We start from the raw sequence: 24,373 nt of genomic DNA on the forward strand, positions 1-24,373 counted from the left end.
CCCTTTTTGGTTTTGTATGAACACAGGTGCTGTATTGGATGGCAGTGAAATCAGCTTACAATTTCAGCAGTCTCCAATACGGCATGCAGAAGCACGTCGGTTCCCGCCGACGCCCATTCCTTCGAAATTTCCTCATCCTCATTGTGGCTCAACCCGTCGACGCAGGGGCACATGACCATTGCCGTCGGTGCAACGCGATTGACCCAGCAGGCGTCGTGGCCAGCGCCGGAAACAAGATCGCGATGGCTGTAGCCAAGCCGTTCGGCGGCATTGCGGATAGCTTCCACACAGCCCTTGTCGAAGGTGACGGGATCAAAATGGCCAGCCACTTCGATTTCGATGCCGATGCCCAGTTCCTCGGCAATCTTCGGCGCTTCCTTTTCGAAACGCGCCTTCATGCCGTCCAGCACATCCTGATTGGGCGAGCGGAAATCCACCGTGAACACGACCGTGCCCGGCAGGACATTGCGCGAATTCGGCGAAACATCGATATGGCCGACGCCGCCAACCGCATCCGGCTGATGCGCCATGGCGATTTCGTTGACGAGTTGCAGCATCTTGCCAAGGCCGAGGCTGGCATTCTTGCGCATCTTCATCGGCGTCGAGCCGGTATGCGCTTCCTTGCCGGTCAGCGTCACTTGCAGCCACCACAGGCCCTGACCATGGCTGACAACGCCGATATCCTTGTTTTCAGCCTCAAGGATCGGCCCCTGTTCGATATGCAGTTCGAACATGGCGTGAATTTTCCGTTTGCCGACCGGCTCGTCGCCTTTCCAGCCGATGCGCTCCAACTCATCGCCGAATTTTTTGCCCTTGGCGTCAGTGCGCTGATAGGCCCAGTCCTGATCCAGCACGCCTGCAAATACGCCGGAAGCCAGCATGGCAGGCGCGAAGCGGGTGCCTTCCTCATTGGTCCAGTTGGTGACCACGATGGGGCGCTTGGTGCGGATGTTCATGTCGTTGAGCGTGCGCATGACTTCGAGCCCGCCCAGAACGCCCAGAACGCCGTCATATTTGCCGCCGGTCGGCTGCGTGTCGAGATGGCTGCCCATATAGACGGGGTCGGCATCGGCGTCTTCGCCGGGGCGCAAGAAAAACATGTTGCCCATCGTGTCGACGGTCATCGACAGTCCAGCCTTTTCGCACCAGGACTGGAAAAGCTTGCGGCCTTCGCCGTCTTCATCGGTCAGCGTCTGACGGTTATTGCCGCCGCGCAGACCAGGGCCAATCTTGGCCATGTCCATCAGGCTGTCCCACAGGCGGTCGCCATTGACTCTGAGATTGCTGGTGAGCACCATGCGCTCGACCTCCTCATTGTATGGATGCGTTGGACGCTGCGCCAAATCTGCATAAGGCTCGTATCCACTCGCTTATAAGTTCCCGCGACCCGGCTCTTTGGCCACAATATTCTTGCCTGAATTGCAAAAACTTGACTAGTTGGTCAAAATGCAGGCTAGAAGAGCGTTCGAAGACGGTCAAGCGCTTTTGAAAAATTCTACACTGCCGAAAGGTGTCAAATGGCCACAGCCCCTTCAGCACCCCCATCTGCGGACCCAACCGCGCCCGAAAAGACGGAAGGTGCGACGCGTATTCAGGGCATCAATCGCCGGCTCATTCTCGACGCGGCGCTGGAAGTGTTTTCAAACTATGGATTTCGCGGCTCGACCATCGACCAGATCGCCGAGAAGGCGGGAATGTCGAAGCCGAACCTGCTCTATTATTTTCCGCGCAAGCAGAACATCTATGTCACCGTGCTGGAAGATACGCTCGCCACATGGCTGGAGCCTTTCGAGAATATCGACCCGGAGGGCGACCCGTTGGATGAATTGCGCCGCTATATTGCGGTGAAGCTGGAAATATCGGCCAAAAAGCCAGAAGCCTCGCGCCTGTTTGCCAATGAAATCCTGCACGGCGCACCAGCCATTTCCGATTTTCTGAAAGGGCATCTGAAGCAGCTTGTCGATGAGAAGGCAGCCGTCATTCATCGGTGGATCGCCGAAAAGCGCATCGCGCCGGTTGATCCTTATCATCTGATCTTCACGATCTGGGCGGTGACGCAGCATTATTCCGATTTCTCGGTGCAGGTTTCCGCCATTCTCGGTGACCGGACCCAGAAGCCCGGCTTTTACGACGAAACGGCAGCGGCGGTCAGCGCCATCATCCTTGACGGAATCCGCCCACGGGAAGAAGTTGCCGCATCATGAAAACGATTCGCATTTCAGCAGCCATCATCCGCGACGAGGCAGGCCGGTTCCTGCTCGTGCGCAAGCGCGGCAGCGCGATATTCTTCCAGCCCGGCGGCAAGATCGATGCAGGCGAACAGCCGGAAATCGCGCTTATTCGCGAGATCGAGGAAGAACTTGGCATTCGCATCGACGCCAGCCAATTGCGCTATGCGGCGAAGATGTCGGCCCCAGCCGCCAATGAGGTGGACGCCACCGTGGAAGCAGAGCTTTTCCATCTCACGCTGAAGGACGGTCAGGTGCCGGTCGCTTCCAGCGAGATTGAGGAACTGCTGTGGAACCCGCCCGGCGATCAGACCCGCCCGGTGGCGCTGCTGTCACAGAGCATTCAGGCGCGTTTCAAGGATTCGTGACGCGAGCGGTTCCTGTTAAAAAGGAATCGTGGAACCGCTCTATCTATTTGCTTTTACGCATTATCCTACGCATCGAAGCGGGACCATAAATCAGTCCAGTGGACTGATTTCCCCGCGTAGGCGCTACGCACTTTTGCTGGAAATGCTCTAGCTTGCAAAGCGCCGGGTTTCGCCCGGCGCTTTGTCTTTGTTGGATAGCGTTTATTCAGCCGCTTCCTTGACCGCCATCGGATTGTTCGGATGGGTGGTCCAGTTGGCGTAATCAGGCATGATCGGCGCCTTGGTGCGTGGATCGACGCCGCCGATCTGCTCCATGGTGATGCAGTTCTCGACCGGGCAGACATTGACGCAGAGATTGCAGCCGACGCATTCCTCGTCGATCACCTCGAAATGGCGCGCGCCATTGACGAGATTGGTGATCGCCTGATGCGAGGTGTCCTCGCAGGCGATGTGACAGCGACCACATTTGATGCAGAGATCCTGATCGATGCGCGCCTTGGTGACATAGTTCAGGTTCAGATACTGCCAGTCGGTAACCTGCGGTACGGCCATGCCGCGGAAATCGTCGAGCGTTTCATAGCCTTTCGAATCCATCCAGTCCGACAGGCCGTCGATCATTTCCTGCACGACCTTGAAGCCGTAGGTCATGGCCGCCGTGCAGACCTGCACCGTGCCGCAGCCGAGCGCGATGAACTCGGCTGCGTCGCGCCATGTCGTGATGCCGCCAATGCCTGAAATCGGCAGGCCGTGGGTTTCGGGATCTCGGGCGATTTCCGCCACCATGTTGAGCGCAATGGGCTTTACCGCCGGGCCGCAATAGCCGCCATGGCTGCCGCGACCGTCAATGGAGGGCACCGGCGACATGCGGTCGAGATCGACCGAGACGATGGAGTTGATCGTGTTGATCAGCGACACGGCATCCGTACCCGCCGCATGCGCGCCGCGCGCGGGCTTTCGAATATCGGTGATATTGGGCGTCAGCTTGGTGATCACCGGCATGCGGCTATATTGCTTGCACCATTTGACGACCATGGCGACATATTCCGGCACCTGACCGACAGCAGCACCCATGCCGCGTTCGCTCATGCCATGCGGGCAGCCGAAGTTCAGCTCGATGCCATCCGCGCCGGTTTCCTCGACCAGAGGCAGGATCGCCTTCCAGGCTTCCTCCTCGCAAGGCACCATGATCGAGGCGATGAGCGCGCGGTCGGGCCAGCGCATCTTGACCTCTTTCATCTCGCGCAGATTGACCTCCAGCGGACGGTCGGTGATCAGCTCGATATTGTTGAGGCCGAGCAGCCGCCGGTCGGCGCCGTGGATGGCGCCGTAACGCGGGCCGTTGACATTGACCACTGGTGGGCCTTCCGCGCCGAGCGTCTTCCAGACAACGCCGCCCCAGCCCGCCTTGAAGGCGCGCTCGACATTATAGGCCTTGTCGGTCGGCGGGGCCGAAGCCAGCCAGAACGGATTGGGCGATTTGATTCCGAGAAAATTCGTTGAAAGATCAGCCATGTCCTGAACCTCCTCAGCCTTGCTCGTTGCCAAGCTGGGTCGTTGCCCAATGATCGGATGGGATGTTTCTGTCCCGTGCGGATGCGCTCGCGTGATGTGCCCCGCCGGAAAGCACGGCTTCCGCAAAGCCTTCCACGGCCTGCGGACGCCGCGTCAGCGTGGCATGGATCGATTCAGCGGCAATCTTGCCCGCCTCTACCGATGCGACCGTCAGGTCCTTGCCGCCTGCAACGCAGTCGCCCCCCGCCCATATGCCTTCAACCGTGGTTCGGCCTTCCGCATCTGCGCTGATCCGGCCCTTGGCCATGCCGATACCGGAGCCGCGCAGCGGTTCTGGATCGAATGTCTGGCCGATAGCCTTGAAGACCTGATCAGCTTCCAGCGTCAAATATTCGCCCATGCCGACCAGCTTGCCGTCCTGATTGCCGGTATATTCAAAGGTCACCGCATGGACGGTGCCGTCGCCGCTGCGTTCCAGCGCATGGGGTTGCAGCCAGTGCCGGATGACGACGCCATGGATCTGCGCCAGTTCCTGCTCGTAGGCGCTGGCATTCATGCTTTCCTGACCGCGCCGATAGACGACGGTAACATTTTCCGCGCCGAGCTTCTTGGTCTGGATGGCGACGTCGATGGCCGTCATGCCGCCGCCGATGACGACCACATTGCGCCCGACGGGGAGGGCGGAGAGGTCCTTGGCCTGACGCAGATTGGCGATGTAATCGACCGCGTCGAGCACATTGGGCGCATCTTCGCCGGCAAGGCCAAGATCGTTCACGCCTGGCAGCCCCATGCCGAGGAACACCGCATCATGGCCCGCTTTCAGCGCTTCGATGGTGATGTCCTGACCGAGCGTCTGGTTGTATTCGATCGTGATGCCGCCGATTTCCAGCACGAATTCCAGTTCGCGCTGGGCGAAATTATTGACGGTCTTATAGGCCGCAATACCATATTCGTTGAGACCGCCGCCCTTCGGCCGCGCCTCGAACACGGTGACCTGATGGCCCTTCATGGCCAGACGATGCGCTGCCGAAAGACCGGCGGGACCAGCGCCCACCACGGCAATATGCTTGCCGGTTTCCGCTCCACGCTTGAAGGGCTGCTTGCCTTCGGCCATCAGAACATCGGTGGCATAGCGTTGCAGATTGCCGATCTTGACCGGCTTGCCCTCTGCCGTTTCGCGCACGCAGACTTCTTCGCAGAGCGTCTCCGTCGGGCAGACGCGGGCGCACATGCCGCCCAGAATGTTTTCGCTCAGGATTGTCTTGGCCGCACCGACCGGATTGCCCGCATTGATCTGCCGGATGAACAGCGGAATGTCGATGCCCGTCGGGCAGGCATTCATGCAGGGCGCGTCATAGCAGAAATAGCAGCGGTCGGATTCGACAATGGCTTCGTGCCGCGTCAGCGGCGGATGCAGATCGTCGAACACATGCGCATATTCACCGGCGGCAAGGCGCGCGCCGTGAATGTCAGGCGTGTGGCCCGTTTCTGCATCAATGGATGAACTGCCTGCGGATCCCCTCGTGGAAGGATTCATGGATCGCATCTCCCATCTTTATCTACAGTATTGGCCCAAAAGTCCGGATCGACCTTTGGAAATCACGATGCGTAGAAATGCTTCGGAGCGACCTTTGTGCGCCCTTGCGGACGCCTTGGTGCTCCATGCGACATGCGGGTTCCCTTTGCGCAATGCCGCTCATGTCCAGGCTGCAATCTTGCTGTTGCTTGCTCCGGTTATGGTTAGGATGACAGATTTTTTCGGAAGGTCAAATTTTTTATCATCTGGTCAATTTATGATTCCCGAGCATTGCCAGCAAAAGTGTGAAACGGTTTTGCGTTCGGAAATGCGGCGCTCAAAAACTGTCAAGAAATAGGCGATGCGAGGCACCGCTTTTCAAGGCAGATAGATGGTTTGAAATTATGCTGTTCTCGCAGAGGCTTCGGATGCAGCTTCGGCAATATTGGCGAAGAAGCGGTCGGCCACTTTGCGCGCGACAGAACCGAGCAGCTTGGTGCCGAGCTGGGCAATCTTGCCGCCCGCATCGCCGCGTATGGTATAAGACAGGATTGTTTCGTCGCCATCTTCGGTCAGCATCACGTCGGTCACGCCATGCGCAAAACCGGCAATAGAACCCTCGCCATGGCCGGAAATCGTATAGGAGGCTGGCGGGTTCATGTTGGACAATTCCAGCATGCCGTGGAACCGGACTTTGACAATGCCGAGATTGACTTTCAACGCAGCGCGGATTTCGGTTGGCGACAGACGCTCGATATCCTCGCAGCCGGGAATGCAGTCTTTCAGCGTCTCGATGTCGTTCAGCGCATCCCAAACCGCCTGTCTTGGCGCTGCTATGCGTTCTTCACCTGTCAGGTCCATGCTTTGCTCCAGACGCGTGCTGCTATCAATGTAATTTGATTGATAAGATGTATATGGCAATCTATCCAAATAGGAAGTTTCGGTGATTTAATTGCCACAAACTTTCTTAAACTGCCCTAATATGCGGAATTAAATCGATTTGATTCGGGAGTAGCATCATGGCAAGAGACGCGACGAAGCTTGAAGCAACGGTCGCTAAGCTGAAAAAGCACTGGACGGAGAAAGCCCCGCACGACATGCGCGCGGCATTTCAATCCGATCCGGGCCGGTTCGAGCGTTATTCGCTGTCGCTGGACGATCTCTTGTTCGACTGGTCGAAATGTCGGGTCAATGACGAGACCATTGGGCTTCTGAAAGAGCTGGCGCTGGCCGCAGACGTGGAAGGCCGCCGCGCTGCCATGTTCGCAGGCGAACATATCAACAATACCGAAGACCGCGCCGTGCTGCATGTGGCCTTGCGCGACACATCGTCGAAGGAAGTGCTCGTTGACGGCCACAATGTGCTGCCGGATGTGAAGCAGGTTCTGGATCGCATGGCGGCCTTTGCTGACGGCATCCGTTCCGGCGCGCTAAAGGGTTCGACGGGCAAGAAGATCACCGATATCGTCAATATCGGCATTGGCGGTTCCGATCTCGGCCCGGTCATGGCGACGCTGGCGCTGGCGCCTTATCACGATGGTCCGCGCGCTCATTTCGTGTCCAACATCGATGGCGCACATATTGCCGACACGCTGGCTCCGCTCGATCCGGCGACGACGCTGATCATCATCGCCTCGAAGACCTTCACCACCATCGAAACCATGACCAATGCGCAGACGGCGCGCAAATGGATAGCCGATGCGCTGGGCGAGGCGGCGGTCGGCGCGCATTTCGCTGCCGTGTCGACGGCGCTCGACAAGGTTGCGGCCTTCGGCATTGCCGAAGAGCGCGTCTTCGGTTTCTGGGACTGGGTCGGCGGTCGCTATTCGGTATGGTCGGCGATTGGTCTGCCGGTGATGATCGCTGTCGGTCCCGAAAATTTCCGCAAGTTCCTCGCCGGTGCCCATGCCATGGATGTGCATTTCCGCGATGCGCCGATGGACAAGAACCTGCCCCTGTGGCTCGGCCTGATCGGCTACTGGCACCGAGCGATTTGCGGCTATGGCAGCCGCGCGATCATCCCCTACGATCAGCGCCTTTCGCGCCTTGCGGCCTATTTCCAGCAGCTCGACATGGAATCGAACGGCAAGAGTGTGACTGTGGACGGCAAGCCGGTTTCCGGCCCGACCGGTCCGGTTGTCTGGGGCGAGCCCGGCACCAACGGCCAGCACGCTTTCTTCCAGCTTCTGCATCAGGGCACCGATACGATCCCGCTGGAATTCATCGTGGCCGCCAAAGGGCACGAACCGGAACTCGATCATCAGCATGAAATGCTTTTGGCCAACTGCCTTGCGCAGTCGGAAGCACTGATGAAGGGTCGCACGCTCGACGAAGCCCGCGCCCAGTTGCAGGCGAAGAAGCTGCCGGAAAGCGAAGTCGAGCGGATCGCGCCGCACCGTGTTTTCTCCGGTAACCGCCCGTCGCTGACGCTGGTGCACGACAAGCTCGATCCTTATGCGCTGGGTCGCCTCGTCGCGCTTTATGAACACCGTGTGTTCGTGGAAGCGCAGATTTTCGGCATCAATGCCTTCGATCAGTGGGGCGTGGAACTGGGCAAGGAACTGGCCACCGAATTGCTGCCGGTGGTTTCCGGCAAGGAGACGGCAGGCACCCGCGACGCCTCCACGCAAGGTCTTGTCGCGCATCTGCACGCACGACGCAAAGCTTGACGGCATAATCCTGCGTAATAGAAATAATGTGGAGCCGGGTTTGTTGTACCAGACCCGGCTTCATTCGTATGAAAATGAAATGGATGTGAAATGAAGACTGAGATCATCGAATTTGCGGGCGACGTACCGGGCAATGCCATCGAACTGCGTGTGCTGCGCTTTGCAGGCAAGGGTGGCGATGCGCCGACAGCCTATCTGCAATCCTCGCTGCATGGTTCGGAGCTGCCGGGTCAGGCCGCACTTCATTTTCTCATCCCGATGCTGAAAAAGGCTGGCGAAGAAGGCCGCATTCTGGGCAACATCACCGTGGTGCCACAGGCCAATCCGGTGGGTTCCAACCAGTGGCTGGCCTATCAGCATCAGGGCCGTTTCGAGATGTTCTCGGCGGTGAACTTCAATCGCGCATTCCCGCTGCTGCCGGATTTCGATACCTCGGAACTGCCCGGTCCCGATGCGCCGGAAGCTTTGGCCAAGCGGCTCAAGGCGACGCTTCTCAAGCTCGCATTGCCGAACGATATCGTGCTTGACCTGCATTGCGACGACGAGAGCGAAAATTATGTCTATATCGCGGAGGAATTCGTGGAGGACATGAAGGATCTGGCGGTCGCGCTCAATTCCACAGCGATCCTTGCATGGGACACCACAGCTGACGCTGCTTTTGAGGAAGCCTGCGCGCATCCCGTTCTGCAACTGCCGAAAGACAAGCGCGATATGAAGCGCCGCGCCGTGACCACGGTGGAATTCCGCGGCCTGACCGATGTTTACGCCGATATGGGCAAGGGCGATGCGGAAGGTCTTTATAAGTTTCTCGTGCATCGCGGCGTCATCCGCGACGAGAGCGTCAAGCTCGACCTCGACTATAAGGGCCTCATATCGCCGCTTTCGAACGTCGAAATGGTCCGCGCACCGCAAGGCGGCATGGTGTTCTTCCATGTCGAGCCGGGCGATCAGGTGGAAGCAGGCGCGAAGCTCGTCACGATTGTCACCGTGCCGGGCGAACCGGAACACGACATCGTCATGACCGCGCCGCAGGCCGGTCGCATCCTGACGCGCCGCTCGCTGCGTTATGTGCGCCGTGGCGACGATCTCCTGAAACTGCTCGGTGCCAAGCCGTCTTCCGTCAAGAAGCGTGCGGGCGCACTCGAAGCATGAGTGCGACGCCCTTTGCCGACCGCCTGAAAAACATCCGTGCCGTTCTTTTCGATAAGGACGGCACACTGATCGATTTCGACCGCACATGGTTTTCGGTTTCGTGGACACTGGCGCAGCGTTCTGCCCAGTGTTTGGGAAAGGGCGACGAGCCGCATGCGCGCTCCCTGCTTGATGCCGGTGGCTATGACTGGACGGCAAAGCGTTTTCGCGCCAATTCGGTGATTGCTGCGGGAACGGTGGAAGACATCGTCTCGCTCTGGCATCCGGAACTGGACGACGCTGACCGGCGCAGCCTGATCGGCGAATATGACCGCTATGCGGTGGCGGAGGGCGCGCGTTCGGCGGTCGCCATCGAAGGCCTGCGCGAAACGCTGGAAGCGCTGCGCGCCATGGGCTATCGGCTTGGCATTGCGACGAATGATTCCGAGGCGGGCGCCCATGCGACGGCCAGGGCGCTCGGCATTGAGGGCTTCTTTGAAGTGATCATCGGTTATGACACGGCAGCGCGCCCAAAACCCTTTCCCGATCCATTGCTGCATTTCGCAGAGAAGCTGGGGCTTCAGCCGCGTGAAATCGCCATGGTGGGCGATAATCTGCACGATCTCGAAACAGCGCATGCGGCGGATGCGGGACTGGCCATCGGCGTCCTGTCGGGCAACAGCCCGCGTGAGGCGCTGGAACCGCATGCCGATGTGGTGCTTCAGTCCATTGCCGGTCTGCCGCAACTGCTGAAAGCCATACCGTAAAGCTTTCCGTTTTCTGATCTTTCGTTCAGAAGAATTCATCGCAGTGACCCTTGCGGAAGCGGGGTCCTGCGGTAGCATGGCCGGATTACAACCTCATCCGAGCTTAAGTCCATGATCCTTATCGGCCAATATGATTCACCCTTCGTCCGACGTGTTGCAATCGCCATGCGCCTGTATGGCCTGCCATTCGAGCATTGGCCGTGGTCTACATTTGGCGACCGTGACCGACTGGCGGATTATAATCCGCTCAGCCGTGTGCCGACCTTGTTGCTCGACGATGGCGATGTGCTGATCGAAAGTGCGGCGATCCTCGATTATCTCGATGAGATTGCCGAGGCGGGAAAACCGCTGATCGCTGGTCACGGCATTGAACGGCGTCAGGCGTTAAAGATTTGCGCGCTGGCCACGGGGCTTGCCGACAAGGCGGTGAGCCTTCTCTATGAGGGGCTTTTGCGCAAGGAACAGTCACCAGTCTGGGTGGAGCGGTGCGAAACACAGATCGGGCGTGTGCTCGACGTTCTGGAGCAGGACTTTTCCGCGCGCGGTTCGCCGTTCTGGTTCGGTAACGATATCGGGCACGCGGATATCGCGGTTGCCTGTGCGCTGCGGTTTGTTGGCGAGGCCCATGGGCATCTCGTCGACGTCGAGAAATATCCGGCGCTGGCGACACTCGCCGGGCGCTGCGAGGCGCTCGCACCTTTTCAGGAAATCGTGCAGCCGCTTGCCCCGCCATCGGCCTGATCTAGAGCATTTCCAGCAAAAGTGCGTAGCGCTTTAGCGTGGGATAATGCGTAAAAACAAATAGATAGCGGTTGCCCGATTCCATTTTACCCGGGACCTCTCTAAAGAGAAAAGCCGGGGAGAAAACCCCGGCTGTTGATTTTTGCGATCAGTCGCGCAATTCGCGGCGCAGGATTTTACCCACATTGCTCTTCGGCAGGCTTTCGCGGAACTCGATTTCGCGCGGGCGCTTGTAATTGGTCAGCCGTTCGGCACAGAAGGCCTTGACCTCGTCTGCCGTCAGGTTCGGATCGCGGCGCACCACATAAAGCTTCACCACTTCGCCGGAATGCTCGTTGGGAACGCCGATGGCGGCTGATTCCACAATGCTCGGATGGCCTGCTGCGACTTCCTCGATCTCGTTCGGATAGACGTTGAAGCCGGAGACGAGGATCATGTCCTTCTTGCGGTCGACAATCTTCGTATAGCCGCGCTCGTCCATGAAGCCCATGTCGCCGGTGCGGAAAAATCCGTCCGGCATGATGGCGCGGGCGGTTTCGTCGGGACGGTTCCAGTAGCCTTTCATGACCTGCGGGCCGCGCACGCAGATTTCGCCGACTTCGCCGAGCGGAAGATCATTGCCGTCATCGTCGCGGATGGCAATTTCGGTCGAAGGCATCGGCAGGCCGATGGTGCCGCTGAATTCGGTCGCGTCCAGCGCGTTGGCGCTGGCGACCGGCGAGGTTTCCGACAGGCCATAGCCTTCGGTGATCAGGCAACCGGTCATGTCATGCCAGCGTTCGGCCACCGGGCGCTGCACGGCCATGCCGCCGCCAAGCGTCAGGATCATCGGCTTGAAATCCAGCGTCTGGAAATCGGGATTGTTCATCAGCCCGTTGAACAGCGTGTTGAGGCCGGGGAAGATATGGAACGGATATTTCTTCAGTTCCTTAACGAAGCCCGGAATGTCACGCGGATTGGGGATCAGGATGTTGCGCGCGCCAAGTTTCATGCCGTAAATCGCATTCACGGTCAGCGCGAAGATGTGATAGAGCGGCAGCGCGCAGACAAAGTTCAGCGCTTTCGGCCTGCCCTTGATGCGGAAGGCCACCTCATTCCACAGTTCCATCTGCTCGACATTGGCGAGAATATTGCTGTGGGTGAGCATCGCCCCCTTGGAAATGCCGGTCGTGCCGCCGGTATATTGCAGAAAGGCGAGGTCCGAACCTTCGACGGGAACCGGATTGAACGACTTCGACCTGCCTTGCGCCAGAGCATCCTTGAAGCTGACATGGCCGGGAAGGTTCCAGGCCGGAACCATCTTCTTGACCTTGCGCACCACCAGATTGACGATGTGGCCCTTGAGCCCCAGCATATCGCCCATGGAGGCCACGATGATGGTCGACAGCTTGACGGCGGGCAGGGTCTTTTCAACGGTCGCAGCGAAATTCTCCAGCACGATCAGCGCCTTGGCGCCGGAATCATTGAGCTGGTGTTCCAATTCGCGCGGCGTATAGAGCGGATTGACATTCACCACGACGAAGCCCGCGCGCAGGACGGCGGCGATCGCGATGGGATATTGCAGCACATTCGGCATCATGATGGCGACACGGTCGCCCTTGACCAGTCCGCGCGATTGCAGGAATGCGGCGAGCGCCCGCGCATTCTCGTCGAGCTCTTTAAAGGTCAGGTCCTTGCCCATGCAGGTGAAGGCAGGATTGCCGGGAAACTGACGGCAGGCGGTAGCGATCATGTCACCAATGGACATGGCGCGGTTCAGCTCGAACTCATGGGGAACGCCAGCCGGATAGGATTGCAGCCAGTAGCGGTTCAACTGTCCGGGTGCAGGCTTGGCCTGCTGCGCCATGACGGTTTCGGTTGCAGATGCACTTTGCCCTGTCGCTTTTTTCGCCATTTTTTCTCCCCGGATCGCTCCGTCCGTTGCAGCTGGAGCGCCTGCGATCCCATCACCGGACCGGCGCTCTGATCGTTTGTTCGTGCACATCGCATCCGAAAGCCATTTCACAGTTTTCGGAATGTCTTCCAGCGGAACGTCATCCGCCCATCTCCCAAGCTGGCCCGTCCTCCCGGTCAGCTCCCTCCAGAATAATGTGGTCGAGTTTCCACTTCTTCGCAAGGCTTACATTGACGTAAACGTAAAATAATAAGCTGTCGAGTCTTCCTGAAAAACTTTAGCAAACACTGGATAATGGCCTGATCTCGGTGTCAGGGGGTGCGGGCTGTGCTGGCGGAAATGCAAATTTTGAGAACCGGAGCGTAGCTTTACCGTGTCTGACCGATCTCAGTCGTTCCGGCGAAGCGACTGGATATGTGTCCTCACAGCCCTGCTGCCGCCCGCCACCAGATCGAAATTCTTTTCGCTGCGCAGCCATTCGTTCAGCAGTCCGCTGACAATGGCGAGCAGGATCGGAGCCGCGGTGCTGGCTGTCCATTCCGGCGACAGCTCGCCGCGCCGTTCCGCAACGTCCAGAAGTCCGGTGAAAAGCGACAGCACATTGTCGCGGGCTTCCTTGATGCGCTCCACCACCGGGGCCATTTCGCCCACATATTCGCAGCGCTGGTTGATGATGGTGAAAATGACCTGCTGGCGCTCATTCGTCACGAACAGTTCCAGCGCCGAAACAATGGATTGTTCGAGCACATTGAGCGGGTTCGGATGATTGACGCTCGCCGCCTGCAGCATGATCTCTTCTTGTGGAAAGCGCGCCTGTCCGATGATGGCCTGAAATATGTCCAGCTTGTCGTGAAAGTGGAAATAGATCGCGCCACGGGTCACGCCTGCATGGGACGCGATTTCCATCAGCGATGACTGATTAACTCCGCGTTCCAGAAACATCTGCTCGGCAGCGATCAGTATGGCTTCCCGCGTTTCGGCGGCTTCGGCTTTGGTTCGGCGCATATTTGTCTCAATCTGCCGGAAAAGACTGGATTTCCTTGCTTTTTCGGCTGTACCGTGGATAAATCATTCGTGATCTACCTTTGAGCTTATTGACTATAGCATCGCAAATCGTGTTTACAAACAGATATGTATGTTTAATTGGCCGCACCTCATGGGCACCACCGGGGCGACAGCAAGGGCAACACCCATCATGACCATCCATCGTTCTATCCGGCTTTTTGCGGCGGGAGCCGCTTTTCTTGTTTTTGCAGGGCAGCCTGTTTTTGCACAGGCACCCGCAGGCGCACCGCCTGCGCAGGTTTCTGTCGTGACGATCAGACCGCACGACGTGCCCGTTACCTATGAATATGCAGCGCGCATCAGCGCCTATCGTAACGTGCAGGTTCGCGCCCGCGTCGGCGGCATTCTCCTGCACCGCAACTTCGTCGAAGGCACCGAGGTGAAGGCCGGCGAAGTGCTGTTCGAAATCGATCCGGCGCCCTATCAGGCCGAGCTTGAAAAAGCGCAGGCTCAGGTTGCGCAGGCGCAGGCGCAGTATCAGCAGTCCATCCGCGATGCCGAGCGCGCCGAACAACTGGTCCAGCAGAAGGTGCAGAGCACGGCAGTCCGCGATACGGCCTTCGCGACCCGCGATCTGAACAAGGCCGCTGTCGCCGCCGCGCAGGCGCAGTTGCGCACTGCCGAACTCAATCTGAGCTATACCAAGGTGACCGCGCCGATCAGCGGCATTACCAGCCAGGAACAGGTGTCCGAGGGCAGCCTTATCGGCACCGACGCGACATCGAGCCTTTTGACCTCGATCACGCAGCTTGATCCGGTCTATGTGAATTTCTCGTTCACCGACACGGAAGCCGCTGAAATCCAGCGGCTGCGCGCCGAACGCGGCGCGACGGGCGAGGATGCCGACCGTCTCAAGATCAAGATCCTGTTCGGTGACGGACAGGCTTATGACCATGAAGGCACGATCGACTTCACCTCGTCGTCGCTCGATACGGAAACCGGAACGCTCGGCGCCCGCGCCGTGGTCCAGAACCCGGATCGCCGCCTGATCCCCGGTCAGTTCGTGCGCGCCGTCATTCTCGGCATTCAGGTGAAAGACGCCGTGACGATCCCGAAGGCTGCCCTGATGCAGGGTCCGCAGCTGCAATTCGTCTATGTCGTGAACAAGGACGATGTCGTGGAAGTGCGCCCGGTCACGGTCGCGCGTGAACTCGCCGACGAATGGCTGATTTCCGATGGCCTCAAGGAAGGTGACCGCATTGTGACCGAAGGCGTCATCAAGGCGCATCCGGGCGCCAAGGTGCAGCCTGTCGAGGCGGCGGCTGCCGGCAACAAGGAAGCATCGTCGGCTGAAGCTGGCAAGGAACAGGCGGCAGGCAGCAAATGAATAAGTTTTTCGTAGACCGCCCCGTTTTCGCGGCGGTCATATCCATTGTGCTTGTGCTTGCGGGGCTTATCTGCATCCGCATCCTGCCGATCGCCCAATATCCGGAGCTGACACCGCCGCAGGTGGTGGTCACCGCGACCTATCCGGGTGCAAGCGCGGAAACGGTGACGCAAACCGTCGCCGCGCCGCTGGAGCAGCAGATCAACGGCGTCGAGAACATGCTTTACATGCAGTCCTCGAGCCTTGGCAGCGGCACCATGCAGCTGACTGTGACCTTCGCGCTGGGCACCGACCCGGATCAGGCCACGATCAACGTCAACAACCGCGTTCAGCGCGCGACCTCTTCGCTTCCGCAGGAAGTGCAGCGTCTCGGCGTGACCGTGGACAAGCGTTCCACCACCATTCTGGGCATGGTCGCCATGTTCGCGGAAGAGGGACGCTATGACCGTACCTATGTCGGTAACTATGCGCTTTTGAACGTCATCGACGATCTGAAGCGTCTGTCGGGCGTGGGCGATGTGCAACTGCTCGGCAATATCGATTATTCGATGCGTATCTGGCTGCGCCCGGACAAGCTCGCGCAGTATAATCTGACGCCATCCGACGTTCAGACCGCCATTCAGGAACAGAACGCGCAGTTTGCTGCAGGTCGCTTCGGCGATCAGCCTGATCCGCAGGCCGGTCCGTTCACCTATACGGCGACGACGCAGGGCCGTCTGCCGGATACAAAGGCCTTCGAAAACATCATTCTGCGGTCCAGCCCCAATGCGGCGACGTTGCGTCTGAAAGACGTGGCGCGCGTGGAACTTGGCACCGAAAGCTATCTCGTCGATAGTAATCTCAATGGAACGCCCGCCGTTCCGATTGCGATCTATCTGCAGCCGGGCGCAAACGCGCTCAACACGATGGAACTCATCCAGAACCGTATGGATGAGCTGAAGGCCAGCTTCCCGGCGGGCATCAATTATTCCATCCCGTTCGACACGACCAAGTTCATTAAGGTTTCGGTCGAGGAAGTCATCCACACCTTCATCGAGGCTATTATCCTCGTTGTCCTCGTGGTGTTCATCTTCCTGCAAAACTGGCGCGCAACGCTTATTCCCGTTATCGCGGTGCCGATCTCGATCATCGGTACATTTGCGGGCATGTATGTGCTGGGCTTCTCGATCAACCTTCTGACCCTGTTCGGTCTGGTTCTTGCCATCGGTATCGTCGTGGACGACGCCATCGTGGTGCTTGAAAACGTCGAACGTATCATGACGACCGAGAAGCTCTCGCCGCGCAAGGCCGCCATCAAGGCCATGGGCGAAGTGACGGGGCCGGTTATCGCGATTGTTCTCGTGCTTTGCGCGGTGTTCATTCCGGTTGCCTTCATGGGCGGTCTCGTCGGTGAAATGTACAAGCAGTTCGCCGTCACCATCGCGATCTCGGTGGTGCTGTCCGGTACTGTGGCGCTGACCCTGACACCGGCGCTCTGCGCGCTGATCCTGAAGCCGGGACATCATGAGCCGATCCTGCCGTTCCGCATCTTCAACCGATTCTTCGACCGGGTTACGGAAGGTTATACGGCGGGCGTTCGCTTCTTCCTCAAGCGCGTTGCCATCGGCCTTTTGATCTTTGCAGGTCTTCTGGGCAGCACGTATTTCCTGTTCCAGAAGGTTCCAAGTTCGCTTCTGCCGGATGAAGATCAGGGCTTCCTGTTCAGTGTCGCCATCCTGCCTCCGGCCGCCTCGCTGGAACGTACGACGGCGGTTCTCAATCAGGCGAGCGAAAATATCCGCAAGCATCCAGCCGTGGAAAACGTGTTTGCCGTTTCGGGTTTCGACCTCTTGTCGGGCGGTCTGAAGACCAGTGCGGGCACCATGTTCATCATGCTTAAGGACTGGAAGGAACGCACGACGCCGGATCTCGACGCGCGCAACCTGCCGGGCGCCATCATGGGCATGAATGCGGGGATCAAGGACGGCCTTGTGCTGGCCTTCAACCCGCCGCCGATCCTCGGCCTCAGCACGACCGGCGGTTTCGAACTTTATGTTCAGGACCGTACCGGCGGTGGTGTGGAATCGCTGACCAATGCCACGAAGCTGCTCACTGATGCAGCCGCCAAGCGGCCCGAGCTTGCAGGTGTACGCACGACATTCGATCCGAATGTTCCGCAATACGACATCCAGCTTGACCGCGAAAAGGCCAAGGCGATGGGCGTGCCGATCAACTCGGTGTTCACCGCCATGCAGGCGACCTTCGGCAGTGTCTATGTCAACGATTTCACGCTGTTTGGTCGTAACTATCAGGTCAATCTGCAATCCGAGGCAGAGTTCCGCCGCGATCCAAGCGATCTGAAACACGTGTTCGTGCGCGCCGACTCCGGCAGCATGATTCCGCTGAGTGCTCTTGTGACCGTCAAACGCATCGTCGGTCCCGACCAGCTCGAACGTTTCAACGCGTTCAACGCTGCAAAGGTCACCGGCAACCCGGCGCCGGGCTACACCTCGGGCGACGCCATCAAGGCGATGCAGGAAGTGGCGGCGGAAGTGTTGCCGCAGGGCTTCCAGATCGCGTGGACGGGTTCCGCCTATCAGGAAGTCACGACCAGCGGCACCGGCACGCAGGCCATGATTTTCGGTCTTCTGATGGTGTTCCTCATCCTGGCTGCCCAGTATGAGCGCTGGAGCCTGCCGCTTGCCGTTATCACGGCGGTGCCTTTCGCAATCTTCGGCGCGCTTTTGGCCACCCATCTGCGCGGACTGACCAATGACGTCTATTTCCAGATCGGTCTGGTGACACTCATCGGTCTTGCGGCAAAGAATGCGATCCTGATCGTGGAATTTGCCGTGCTGGAACGCGAGACGGGCAAATCCGCCTTCGATGCGGCATTGTCTGCGGCACGCCTGCGTTTCCGCCCGATCGTGATGACCTCGCTGGCCTTCATTCTCGGCGTGGTGCCGCTGGCAATCAGCTCGGGCGCAGGCTCGGCCAGCCGTCACTCCATCGGTACGGGCGTTATCGGCGGTATGCTGGTTGCAACCTTCGTTGCGACGCTCTTCATCCCGATGTTCTACAGCATCATCGCGCGCAAGCCGCCGAAGAAGCCTGAGGACGAGGATGATGCAATCGAGCAGACGCCATCCCATGATGCGCCGAATGGCTCGGCCGGCGGTCTCTGACCGCTAGCCCTGAAACCAAAAAAGCAAAAGCCCCGCTATCCGGCGGGGCTTTTCATTTGCTCAAAATCTTGTTTCACGAACATCCTCACCGGGATGTCCCCAATGGTTTACAGATCACGCCACAGCAGCCCCGGTCTCCTCAAGCCGGGTGAATTGCGTTCTGACCCGAAAACCGCTCAGTGCAGCAGCGAGCCGATGCTCTGGAACAGTGCCCAGCCGAGAAACGCCGCCGGTACGGTCAATGCTGCCAGCATGATCCCCAGAAAGACATATGCCGCTTCATTCGGCGAGCGTTTGGTTTGTTCCGGAGTTTTGTGCCATTGTGCGGGAACGCCATCAAACATCGTATAAATCCTCCTTCTCCCCATGACAGATTAGGGATCAGGCGGTTGTTTCTTCAAGTCAAAATAAATCGATGTATTTAAACTTATGTTTGTGGTAAAAGCGGCGCGTAACTGCTTGATATCGGTCGCTTTATCAACCTTTTAGCGGCTGAAATTTACCAAAAGTGCTTGATAGTAAACATTTTTACTTTATTACTGTAAGTATTGTTCTGTCGGAAGTTTCAAAAATTTGTGAAATCCGAAATCGTTGAGTCTATGCTCTGCGTCAAAATGGCACGCATGTTTGGCCCCCTGTGGGGAGCGTGTGCAGCAAATGCCGTCATTTGAAATGCGCATTTGGGCGTGGGGTGGCCGAAAAGTGTTATCCGGCTGATTCAACCCGGGCTCAGTAAAAGCTTGTCGGGAAATAACGCAGGTACAATTCGGTCAGGACGCCCTTTTGCTGCAAGGCTTGCAGCGCATTGTTGATGGCGCTGGCGATGGCGGCGTTCTCGCTCGTCACGGCGATGCTGAGGCCGGTTCCCAGATATTGCGGCGCGAGATAGGGGCCATCGGTCAGGGCGCAGCAATTGCCGCTTTCGGCATCATTGAGCCAGAAGGACAGCGCCATGCCGTCGTCGAACACGCTATCGAGCTTGCCGCCTTTCAGGTCGGCCAGCATGGCTGCGCGATCCGGATAGGGTTTTGCCAGCGCCTGTGGGAAATAGCTCTTGAGCAATTGCTCATGCGCGGTGCCCGCAACAACGCCAACTGATTTGCCGCGTGTTGCCAGCGAGGCGGGCTGGTTAAAGCTCTTGCTTTTTTGCGTCGCGAAGCGGGCGGGCAGGCGCATATAGCTGCGCGAAAACACGAAATCCTTCCTCCGCGCTTCGGTGGGTTGCCAGCCGCCGATGATCGCCTCCGCATCACTTTTCAGGACACGGTCTTCCAGCTCGTTCCAGGGGGCTGCTTCGATCTGGCAGATATCCTCGATGCCGAGCTGGCGGCAAAGCGCCTTGGCCAGATCGACATTATAGCCGGAGAGCTGCCCCTGATTGTTGAGCGTGTTGAACGGCGGAAAATCCACTGTGGTAATGAAACGCAGCCGCGTGAGCCGTTGCAGCGAAGGCAGGGGCAGGCGTTCCCTCTGGTTGAGGAAATCCGGAGCAGCCGGTGCCGTCTGCGCAAACGCGGTCGGGCTCGCCGCCAGCGCGCCAGCTAAAATCATCAAGCTTGAAAGACACCGTTTCATGGGCAGGCTTCCTATCAGCTTCGGCATAATTTCGCGTTAACGCGCAACTTGCAAGAGTTGCATAGTGAATGGCGCTTAAAATAATGGTTGCATTTTTATAATATTTTTTTACTTTAAAATTTCAATAAAAGGCGAAGAGAAAGGTAGTAGTGCATAATTATATTCTACTATTATAAATCAATAAAATAAATATATCTGATTTATATTTGTCGAACGTCGGGGGGCGTTATGAATAACGGATCGATTGGCTTCGATCTGGAGATATGCGGCGCCATATCTGCCAGATTGCAGCGGCGCGGAGTTGCACGATGTTCGCTTATCGGGGCTTATAGCGAAGCCGTGCGCAACGGGACCACATTCTGCGCCGAACTTGTTCAGCAGCCCGGCATGACGGAAATTGCGGTTTTCGAAGCGATTGCAGACCTGTTGGGGCTGGAGTTCACGCAGGCAATATTGCCGTCTCGCGTGTTCATGTCGGATGAAGAGGGCTTGCTGCGGCTCACCGATGTCGCGCAGGTCACGACCATCGGGCCGGATGGCACGACATATCTCTATATTGCGCCGGCGGAGCATCGGATCAGGAGCCTGCTTGAGCATGTGCGTGCAAATCCGTCGCTGCGCAGGCGTATCCGCATCTGCACGCCTACACTTCTCAGGCAGATCTTGCGACGGCGATACCGCGCGCGGCTGATTGAACGGGCGCGGCAGATGACGCCGCAAACCCTTTCGGCAGCCCGCGTCTTGCATAGTTGGCAAGCCTTCGTCATTGCGATGGCGCTTTATCTGCTGATCGCCGCCCTCATCAACTGGCCGCTCCAGACTTTTCTTGCCATCCATGTCCTGATGACGCTGTTCTTCTTCGGCTGCGTGCTGATCCGGCTGTTCGCGGTGACGAGCGGCGGGCGTCTGTGCTTTGTGGAACTCTTCCCGCTGAAGAAAAGTGAGTTGCCGGTCTATTCCGTGCTCGTGCCGCTTTATCGGGAAAAAGAGGTAATCGGCCAGCTGATTGCCGCGCTCAACGGGATCCACTGGCCACGCAGCAAGCTGGAAATCAAGCTCGTCTGCGAAGAAGACGATGTCGAAACCCGCGCCGCGATAGAGCGCCACACTCTGCCTGCGAATTTCGAGGTCATTACCGTGCCGCCGGGTGGGCCGCGCACCAAGCCGAATGCACTGAACTATGCATTGCAATTTGTGCGCGGCGAGATTGTTGCGGTGTTCGACGCCGAGGACCGCCCGCATCCCGACCAGTTACGCGAGGCATGGCAGGCTTTCCGGCGCGACGGCGGGCAGCTTGCCTGCGTGCAGGCGCCGCTGATCATCGGCAATTTCCGGCATAATCTTTTGACGCGCATGTTCGCCTTTGAATATGCGGCACTGTTTCGCGGGCTTCTGCCATGGCTGGCCAGCCGGGGGTTGGTCATTCCGCTTGGCGGCACGTCCAATCATTTCCGCCGGTCGTGTCTCGAAGAGGTCGGCGGCTGGGATGCTTTCAACGTAACCGAAGATGCCGATCTGGGCATTCGTCTGGCGCGCTATGGCTACAGTATCGGCATAATCAGTCGAGGCACCATCGAGGATGCGCCTGAGGATTACGCTGTCTGGCGCAAGCAGCGCACGCGCTGGATCAAGGGCTGGATACAGACATGGCTGGTGCATGCCCGCGACCCTTACACGGCCTTGCACCAGCTTGGCGGCTGGCGCTTTGCGATCAACCAGATTTATACGCTTGGCATTATTGCTTCGGCGCTGCTGCATCCGTTCATGCTGGTGACGCTGATCGTCCTGGTCGTAAAGCTGCTCGCGCAGCCGCTGACGCCCGCCAGTCTCTGGCTGCTGGTACTGGATGTGGTGAATATTCTGCTGGCCTATCTCAGCTTCTATCTGCTCGGCGCAAAAACCATGGAGCCGACAGAACGCGGCGGTTATGCCTATCTGCCGGGAATACCGATTTATTGGGTGCTGATTTCGCTCTCGGCCTGGCGGGCGCTGTGGCAGCTGGTGCGCAAACCACATCTTTGGGAGAAAACGCCGCACAGGCCGAGTATTTTTTACTTGGATGCCGTCGACTGCGTGATGAATGCCGAACCGCGCCCGATAATGGACTGATCTTCCGGGCCGATGGCGTCGAGGTCTCGTCCGTCATAGGGGAGGGTCAAAAGGATACGCCGGATGGCGGCCAGTCGTGCGCGCCGCTTGTCGTTGGAGCGCACGATGGTCCATGGCGCATAGCCGCTGTCGGTGCGTTCCAGCATGGTGTGGAGTGCTGCGGAATAATCATCCCAGCGCGAAATACCGGCCACATCCATCGGCGAGAATTTCCAGCTCTTGAGCGGGCTGTGGCGGCGCTCGTGAAAGCGTTTCAGCTGCATTTCCTGCCCGATATCGAGCCAGAATTTGAACAGGTGAATGCCGTCCGTCACGATCATCCGTTCGAAATCGGGCGTTTCGGTGAGGAAGATTTCAAGCTGCGCAGGAGTGCAGAAGCCCATCACCGCTTCCACGCCAGCCCGGTTATACCAGGAGCGGTCGAAGGTGACGAATTCGCCCGCCGTGGGGAAATGCGCCACATAGCGCTGGAAATACCACTGCCCGCTTTCGGTGGGGGTGGGTTTTGGCAGGGCGACGTTGCGCGCGGTACGCGGGTTCATGAATTCGCGGATGGTGAAGATGGTGCCGCCCTTGCCAGCCGCATCGCGCCCTTCAAAGACGCTGATGACGCGTCCGCCGGTCGATTGCAGCCAGTATTGCAGTTTGACCAGCTCGATCTGCAGGCGTTCGAGCGTCGCCTCATATTCATCGCTCTTCATGCGGGATGAATAGGGATAGCCACCGGACTGCAGCGCCTGATCGTCAATCCAGTTGGGAAGCTTGGGATCGTTGATATCGAACTTGCGGGTTTCGCCGCCGATTTTCAGCTTCAGCGGCTTATCAATAGCTGGGATATCGCTTTTCTTGTCGTTCTTTTTGTTAGCTGTCTTCGAACTGTCACCCACGGCAATTCCCTTTCGTTTATATCAATCCATGATATGGGCAGATAAGAAGTTGCGTAAAGACGTCGCTGTGGATTTTGGGGCAGATCTTCGGCACGCCTGAGGGACAAGAATGAGTGAAAACAACCGCCATACCGAGGATGCCAAGACCGCCCAGACGGCGCAGGTTCAGGAATCGTCGATTTTTGCGCCGCTAGGCAGGGTAAAAGGCGTTCTCATCGTCAGCATGGTTCTGGCGGTCTGCGTCATGGCTCTGGAACTGCCATTCTGGTTCCGGGCTGCGCTTCTGGCTCTGGTGGTGCTGGGGGCGGTGTGGGTCGCGAATGAAGTCGGTAGTGGTGAACCCGAAGCGGCTCCGGTCAAGGACGAAGACCACAGCGAAATGGCCGGTGTTTCCGGCGAGCGGCTGGCCGATCTGCTTACTGATCCGATGATCGTTTTCGACCATGGCGGCACGGTGCTGTTCGCCAACGCGGCGGCGCTTGAAGCCTTTCAATCGCTGGAAAGCGGAACGGCGCTCTATCTGCGCTTCCGCGCCCCGGAAATGCATGCGCTCATTCAGGGCGTTATTGCCGATGGCGAGCCCCGCAGCATCGAATATTTCGAGCGTGTGCCAATCGACCGCTGGTACAAGGCCATGGTCAAGGCGCTGCCGGATATGGACGGGCGGCCCGAACTCTTCGTGCTCATCTTCCGCGATCAGAGCGAGACGCGCCGCATCGACCGCATGCGGTCCGACTTTATCGCCAATGCCAGCCATGAATTGCGCACGCCGCTCGCCTCCTTGCGCGGTTTCATCGAAACCTTGCAGGGTCCGGCGCGCAATGACGTTGCCGCCCGCGACCGCTTTCTCGATATCATGCAGAAGCAGGCCGAGCGCATGTCGCGTCTGATTGACGATCTCCTGTCTCTGTCCCGGCTGGAAATGCGGGCGCATCTGGCGGTCAATGAAAGCGTCGACCTGACGGCTGTTATCAACCATGTCACCGACACGCTGACCCCGCTTGCCGCCAATCTGGGCGTGGCCATCGAACGCAATCTGCCGGATCGTCCGGTGCTGGTCACGGGTGCCCGCGACGAGTTGATACAGGTGTTCCAGAACCTTGTCGAAAATGCCTGCAAATATGGGCAGGGCGGCAAGAAAGTCATCGTCAAGCTGGAGACGGATGAAACCGGGAGCGCGCCGGAAGTCGTGGCTTCGGTGCAGGATTTCGGGCCGGGCATCTCTGCCGAACATCTGCCGCGTCTGACCGAGCGGTTCTACCGCATCGATGTGGAAACCAGCCGGGCGCAGAAGGGCACCGGGTTGGGGCTTGCCATCGTCAAGCATATTCTGGCCCGCCATCGCGGACGCCTCGTCGTCCGCTCGCAGCTTGGCGAAGGCTCCACCTTCATGGTGCGCCTGCCGAAGCGCGAGGGCTGA

The 24,373-nt window shown here is 58.5% G+C and carries 19 protein-coding genes; 10 read left to right on the forward strand and 9 right to left on the reverse strand.

Annotated features, from left to right (window positions below; genetic code table 11):
- Positions 1-50: 50 nt before the first annotated feature.
- A complete protein-coding gene (locus ABWW11_RS02870) occupies positions 51-1,298 on the reverse strand; it encodes a Zn-dependent hydrolase (protein ID WP_109368319.1) in 1,248 nt (415 codons plus the stop codon).
- A 219-nt stretch (positions 1,299-1,517) separates the two neighbouring features.
- On the opposite strand from ABWW11_RS02870, the gene ABWW11_RS02875 reads away from it, so the two are divergent.
- Positions 1,518-2,204, forward strand: a complete 687-nt coding sequence (locus ABWW11_RS02875; protein WP_109368320.1) for a TetR family transcriptional regulator C-terminal domain-containing protein — start codon at positions 1,518-1,520, stop codon at positions 2,202-2,204.
- Positions 2,201-2,596: an NUDIX hydrolase gene (locus ABWW11_RS02880; RefSeq protein ID WP_109368321.1), complete on the forward strand. Its 396-nt coding sequence runs from the start codon at positions 2,201-2,203 to the stop codon at positions 2,594-2,596. Before ABWW11_RS02875 ends, ABWW11_RS02880 begins: the two co-directional genes overlap by 4 nt.
- Positions 2,597-2,797: 201 nt before the next feature.
- On the opposite strand, the gene preA is transcribed toward ABWW11_RS02880, so the two are convergent.
- The 3 genes from preA to ABWW11_RS02895 all read right to left on the reverse strand — a co-directional run bounded on the left by preA (position 2,798) and on the right by ABWW11_RS02895 (position 6,485).
- Positions 2,798-4,108 carry an NAD-dependent dihydropyrimidine dehydrogenase subunit PreA gene (gene preA / locus ABWW11_RS02885; protein ID WP_109368322.1) on the reverse strand — a complete coding sequence of 437 codons (1,311 nt, stop codon included), beginning with the start codon at positions 4,106-4,108 and terminating at the stop codon, positions 2,798-2,800.
- A 13-nt stretch (positions 4,109-4,121) separates the two neighbouring features.
- Positions 4,122-5,645 (reverse strand): NAD(P)-dependent oxidoreductase, encoded by a 1,524-nt coding sequence (locus ABWW11_RS02890; protein ID WP_371831109.1) that lies wholly within the window; start codon positions 5,643-5,645, stop codon positions 4,122-4,124.
- Between the two features lie 381 nt (positions 5,646-6,026).
- Positions 6,027-6,485 carry an SRPBCC family protein gene (locus ABWW11_RS02895; protein ID WP_109368324.1) on the reverse strand — a complete coding sequence of 153 codons (459 nt, stop codon included), beginning with the start codon at positions 6,483-6,485 and terminating at the stop codon, positions 6,027-6,029.
- Positions 6,486-6,643: 158 nt separating this feature from the next.
- Between ABWW11_RS02895 and pgi the strand changes: the two genes are divergently transcribed.
- From pgi to ABWW11_RS02915, 4 genes are all read left to right on the forward strand, one after another.
- On the forward strand, positions 6,644-8,293 hold the full coding sequence (gene pgi, locus ABWW11_RS02900; RefSeq protein ID WP_109368325.1) for a glucose-6-phosphate isomerase: 1,650 nt from the start codon (positions 6,644-6,646) through the stop codon (positions 8,291-8,293).
- A 90-nt stretch (positions 8,294-8,383) separates the two neighbouring features.
- Positions 8,384-9,445 carry a succinylglutamate desuccinylase/aspartoacylase family protein gene (locus ABWW11_RS02905; RefSeq protein WP_109370161.1) on the forward strand — a complete coding sequence of 354 codons (1,062 nt, stop codon included), beginning with the start codon at positions 8,384-8,386 and terminating at the stop codon, positions 9,443-9,445.
- Positions 9,442-10,191, forward strand: coding sequence for an HAD family hydrolase (locus tag ABWW11_RS02910; RefSeq protein ID WP_109368326.1), 750 nt, complete (start codon positions 9,442-9,444; stop codon positions 10,189-10,191). The genes ABWW11_RS02905 and ABWW11_RS02910 overlap by 4 nt, the downstream gene beginning before the upstream one ends.
- Positions 10,192-10,302: 111 nt before the next feature.
- Positions 10,303-10,932 carry a glutathione S-transferase family protein gene (locus ABWW11_RS02915; RefSeq protein WP_109368327.1) on the forward strand — a complete coding sequence of 210 codons (630 nt, stop codon included), beginning with the start codon at positions 10,303-10,305 and terminating at the stop codon, positions 10,930-10,932.
- A 148-nt stretch (positions 10,933-11,080) separates the two neighbouring features.
- On the opposite strand, the gene ABWW11_RS02920 is transcribed toward ABWW11_RS02915, so the two are convergent.
- Positions 11,081-12,826, reverse strand: coding sequence for a long-chain fatty acid--CoA ligase (locus ABWW11_RS02920; RefSeq protein WP_109368328.1), 1,746 nt, complete (start codon positions 12,824-12,826; stop codon positions 11,081-11,083).
- Positions 12,827-13,213: 387 nt separating this feature from the next.
- On the reverse strand, positions 13,214-13,831 hold the full coding sequence (locus ABWW11_RS02925; protein WP_109368329.1) for a TetR family transcriptional regulator: 618 nt from the start codon (positions 13,829-13,831) through the stop codon (positions 13,214-13,216).
- A 190-nt stretch (positions 13,832-14,021) separates the two neighbouring features.
- Here ABWW11_RS02925 and ABWW11_RS02930 point away from each other — a divergent pair, with 190 nt between their 5' ends.
- A complete protein-coding gene (locus ABWW11_RS02930; protein ID WP_109368330.1) occupies positions 14,022-15,218 on the forward strand; it encodes an efflux RND transporter periplasmic adaptor subunit in 1,197 nt (398 codons plus the stop codon).
- A complete protein-coding gene (locus ABWW11_RS02935; protein ID WP_109368331.1) occupies positions 15,215-18,382 on the forward strand; it encodes an efflux RND transporter permease subunit in 3,168 nt (1,055 codons plus the stop codon). The genes ABWW11_RS02930 and ABWW11_RS02935 overlap by 4 nt, the downstream gene beginning before the upstream one ends.
- A gap of 176 nt (positions 18,383-18,558) precedes the next feature.
- Here the strand turns inward: ABWW11_RS02935 and ABWW11_RS02940 are convergent, their stop codons facing one another.
- Both ABWW11_RS02940 and ABWW11_RS02945 read right to left on the reverse strand, forming a co-directional pair.
- Positions 18,559-18,726 (reverse strand): hypothetical protein, encoded by a 168-nt coding sequence (locus ABWW11_RS02940; protein WP_167836049.1) that lies wholly within the window; start codon positions 18,724-18,726, stop codon positions 18,559-18,561.
- 385 nt (positions 18,727-19,111) lie between these two features.
- Positions 19,112-19,957: a transporter substrate-binding domain-containing protein gene (locus ABWW11_RS02945; protein WP_109368332.1), complete on the reverse strand. Its 846-nt coding sequence runs from the start codon at positions 19,955-19,957 to the stop codon at positions 19,112-19,114.
- A 228-nt stretch (positions 19,958-20,185) separates the two neighbouring features.
- Between ABWW11_RS02945 and ABWW11_RS02950 the strand changes: the two genes are divergently transcribed.
- On the forward strand, positions 20,186-22,066 hold the full coding sequence (locus tag ABWW11_RS02950; RefSeq protein WP_109368333.1) for a glycosyltransferase: 1,881 nt from the start codon (positions 20,186-20,188) through the stop codon (positions 22,064-22,066).
- Here ABWW11_RS02950 and ppk2 read toward each other — a convergent pair.
- Positions 22,009-22,953 (reverse strand): polyphosphate kinase 2, encoded by a 945-nt coding sequence (gene ppk2 / locus ABWW11_RS02955; RefSeq protein ID WP_109368334.1) that lies wholly within the window; start codon positions 22,951-22,953, stop codon positions 22,009-22,011. The genes ABWW11_RS02950 and ppk2 overlap by 58 nt on opposite strands.
- Before the next feature lie 109 nt (positions 22,954-23,062).
- Between ppk2 and ABWW11_RS02960 the strand changes: the two genes are divergently transcribed.
- Positions 23,063-24,373, forward strand: coding sequence for an ATP-binding protein (locus ABWW11_RS02960; protein ID WP_109368335.1), 1,311 nt, complete (start codon positions 23,063-23,065; stop codon positions 24,371-24,373).

This window comes from Brucella sp. NBRC 113783 (assembly GCF_040372265.1).
Lineage (GTDB): Bacteria > Pseudomonadota > Alphaproteobacteria > Rhizobiales > Rhizobiaceae > Brucella > Brucella teleogrylli.

Excerpts from the sequence above, each read along its gene's own strand:
- ABWW11_RS02890 (WP_371831109.1), bottom strand. The coding sequence starts at position 5,645 with ATGAATCCTTCCACGAGGGGATCCGCAGGCAGTTCATCCATTGATGCA.
- ABWW11_RS02905 (WP_109370161.1), top strand. The coding sequence starts at position 8,384 with ATGAAGACTGAGATCATCGAATTTGCGGGCGACGTACCGGGCAATGCC.
- ABWW11_RS02945 (WP_109368332.1), bottom strand. The coding sequence starts at position 19,957 with ATGAAACGGTGTCTTTCAAGCTTGATGATTTTAGCTGGCGCGCTGGCG.
- ABWW11_RS02920 (WP_109368328.1), bottom strand. The coding sequence starts at position 12,826 with ATGGCGAAAAAAGCGACAGGGCAAAGTGCATCTGCAACCGAAACCGTC.
- ABWW11_RS02930 (WP_109368330.1), top strand. The coding sequence starts at position 14,022 with ATGACCATCCATCGTTCTATCCGGCTTTTTGCGGCGGGAGCCGCTTTT.
- ABWW11_RS02910 (WP_109368326.1), top strand. The coding sequence starts at position 9,442 with ATGAGTGCGACGCCCTTTGCCGACCGCCTGAAAAACATCCGTGCCGTT.
- ABWW11_RS02925 (WP_109368329.1), bottom strand. The coding sequence starts at position 13,831 with ATGCGCCGAACCAAAGCCGAAGCCGCCGAAACGCGGGAAGCCATACTG.
- ABWW11_RS02950 (WP_109368333.1), top strand. The coding sequence starts at position 20,186 with ATGAATAACGGATCGATTGGCTTCGATCTGGAGATATGCGGCGCCATA.
- ABWW11_RS02875 (WP_109368320.1), top strand. The coding sequence starts at position 1,518 with ATGGCCACAGCCCCTTCAGCACCCCCATCTGCGGACCCAACCGCGCCC.
- ABWW11_RS02935 (WP_109368331.1), top strand. The coding sequence starts at position 15,215 with ATGAATAAGTTTTTCGTAGACCGCCCCGTTTTCGCGGCGGTCATATCC.
- ABWW11_RS02870 (WP_109368319.1), bottom strand. The coding sequence starts at position 1,298 with ATGGTGCTCACCAGCAATCTCAGAGTCAATGGCGACCGCCTGTGGGAC.
- ABWW11_RS02880 (WP_109368321.1), top strand. The coding sequence starts at position 2,201 with ATGAAAACGATTCGCATTTCAGCAGCCATCATCCGCGACGAGGCAGGC.
- ABWW11_RS02960 (WP_109368335.1), top strand. The coding sequence starts at position 23,063 with ATGAGTGAAAACAACCGCCATACCGAGGATGCCAAGACCGCCCAGACG.
- pgi (WP_109368325.1), top strand. The coding sequence starts at position 6,644 with ATGGCAAGAGACGCGACGAAGCTTGAAGCAACGGTCGCTAAGCTGAAA.
- preA (WP_109368322.1), bottom strand. The coding sequence starts at position 4,108 with ATGGCTGATCTTTCAACGAATTTTCTCGGAATCAAATCGCCCAATCCG.
- ABWW11_RS02940 (WP_167836049.1), bottom strand. The coding sequence starts at position 18,726 with ATGTTTGATGGCGTTCCCGCACAATGGCACAAAACTCCGGAACAAACC.
- ABWW11_RS02915 (WP_109368327.1), top strand. The coding sequence starts at position 10,303 with ATGATCCTTATCGGCCAATATGATTCACCCTTCGTCCGACGTGTTGCA.
- ABWW11_RS02895 (WP_109368324.1), bottom strand. The coding sequence starts at position 6,485 with ATGGACCTGACAGGTGAAGAACGCATAGCAGCGCCAAGACAGGCGGTT.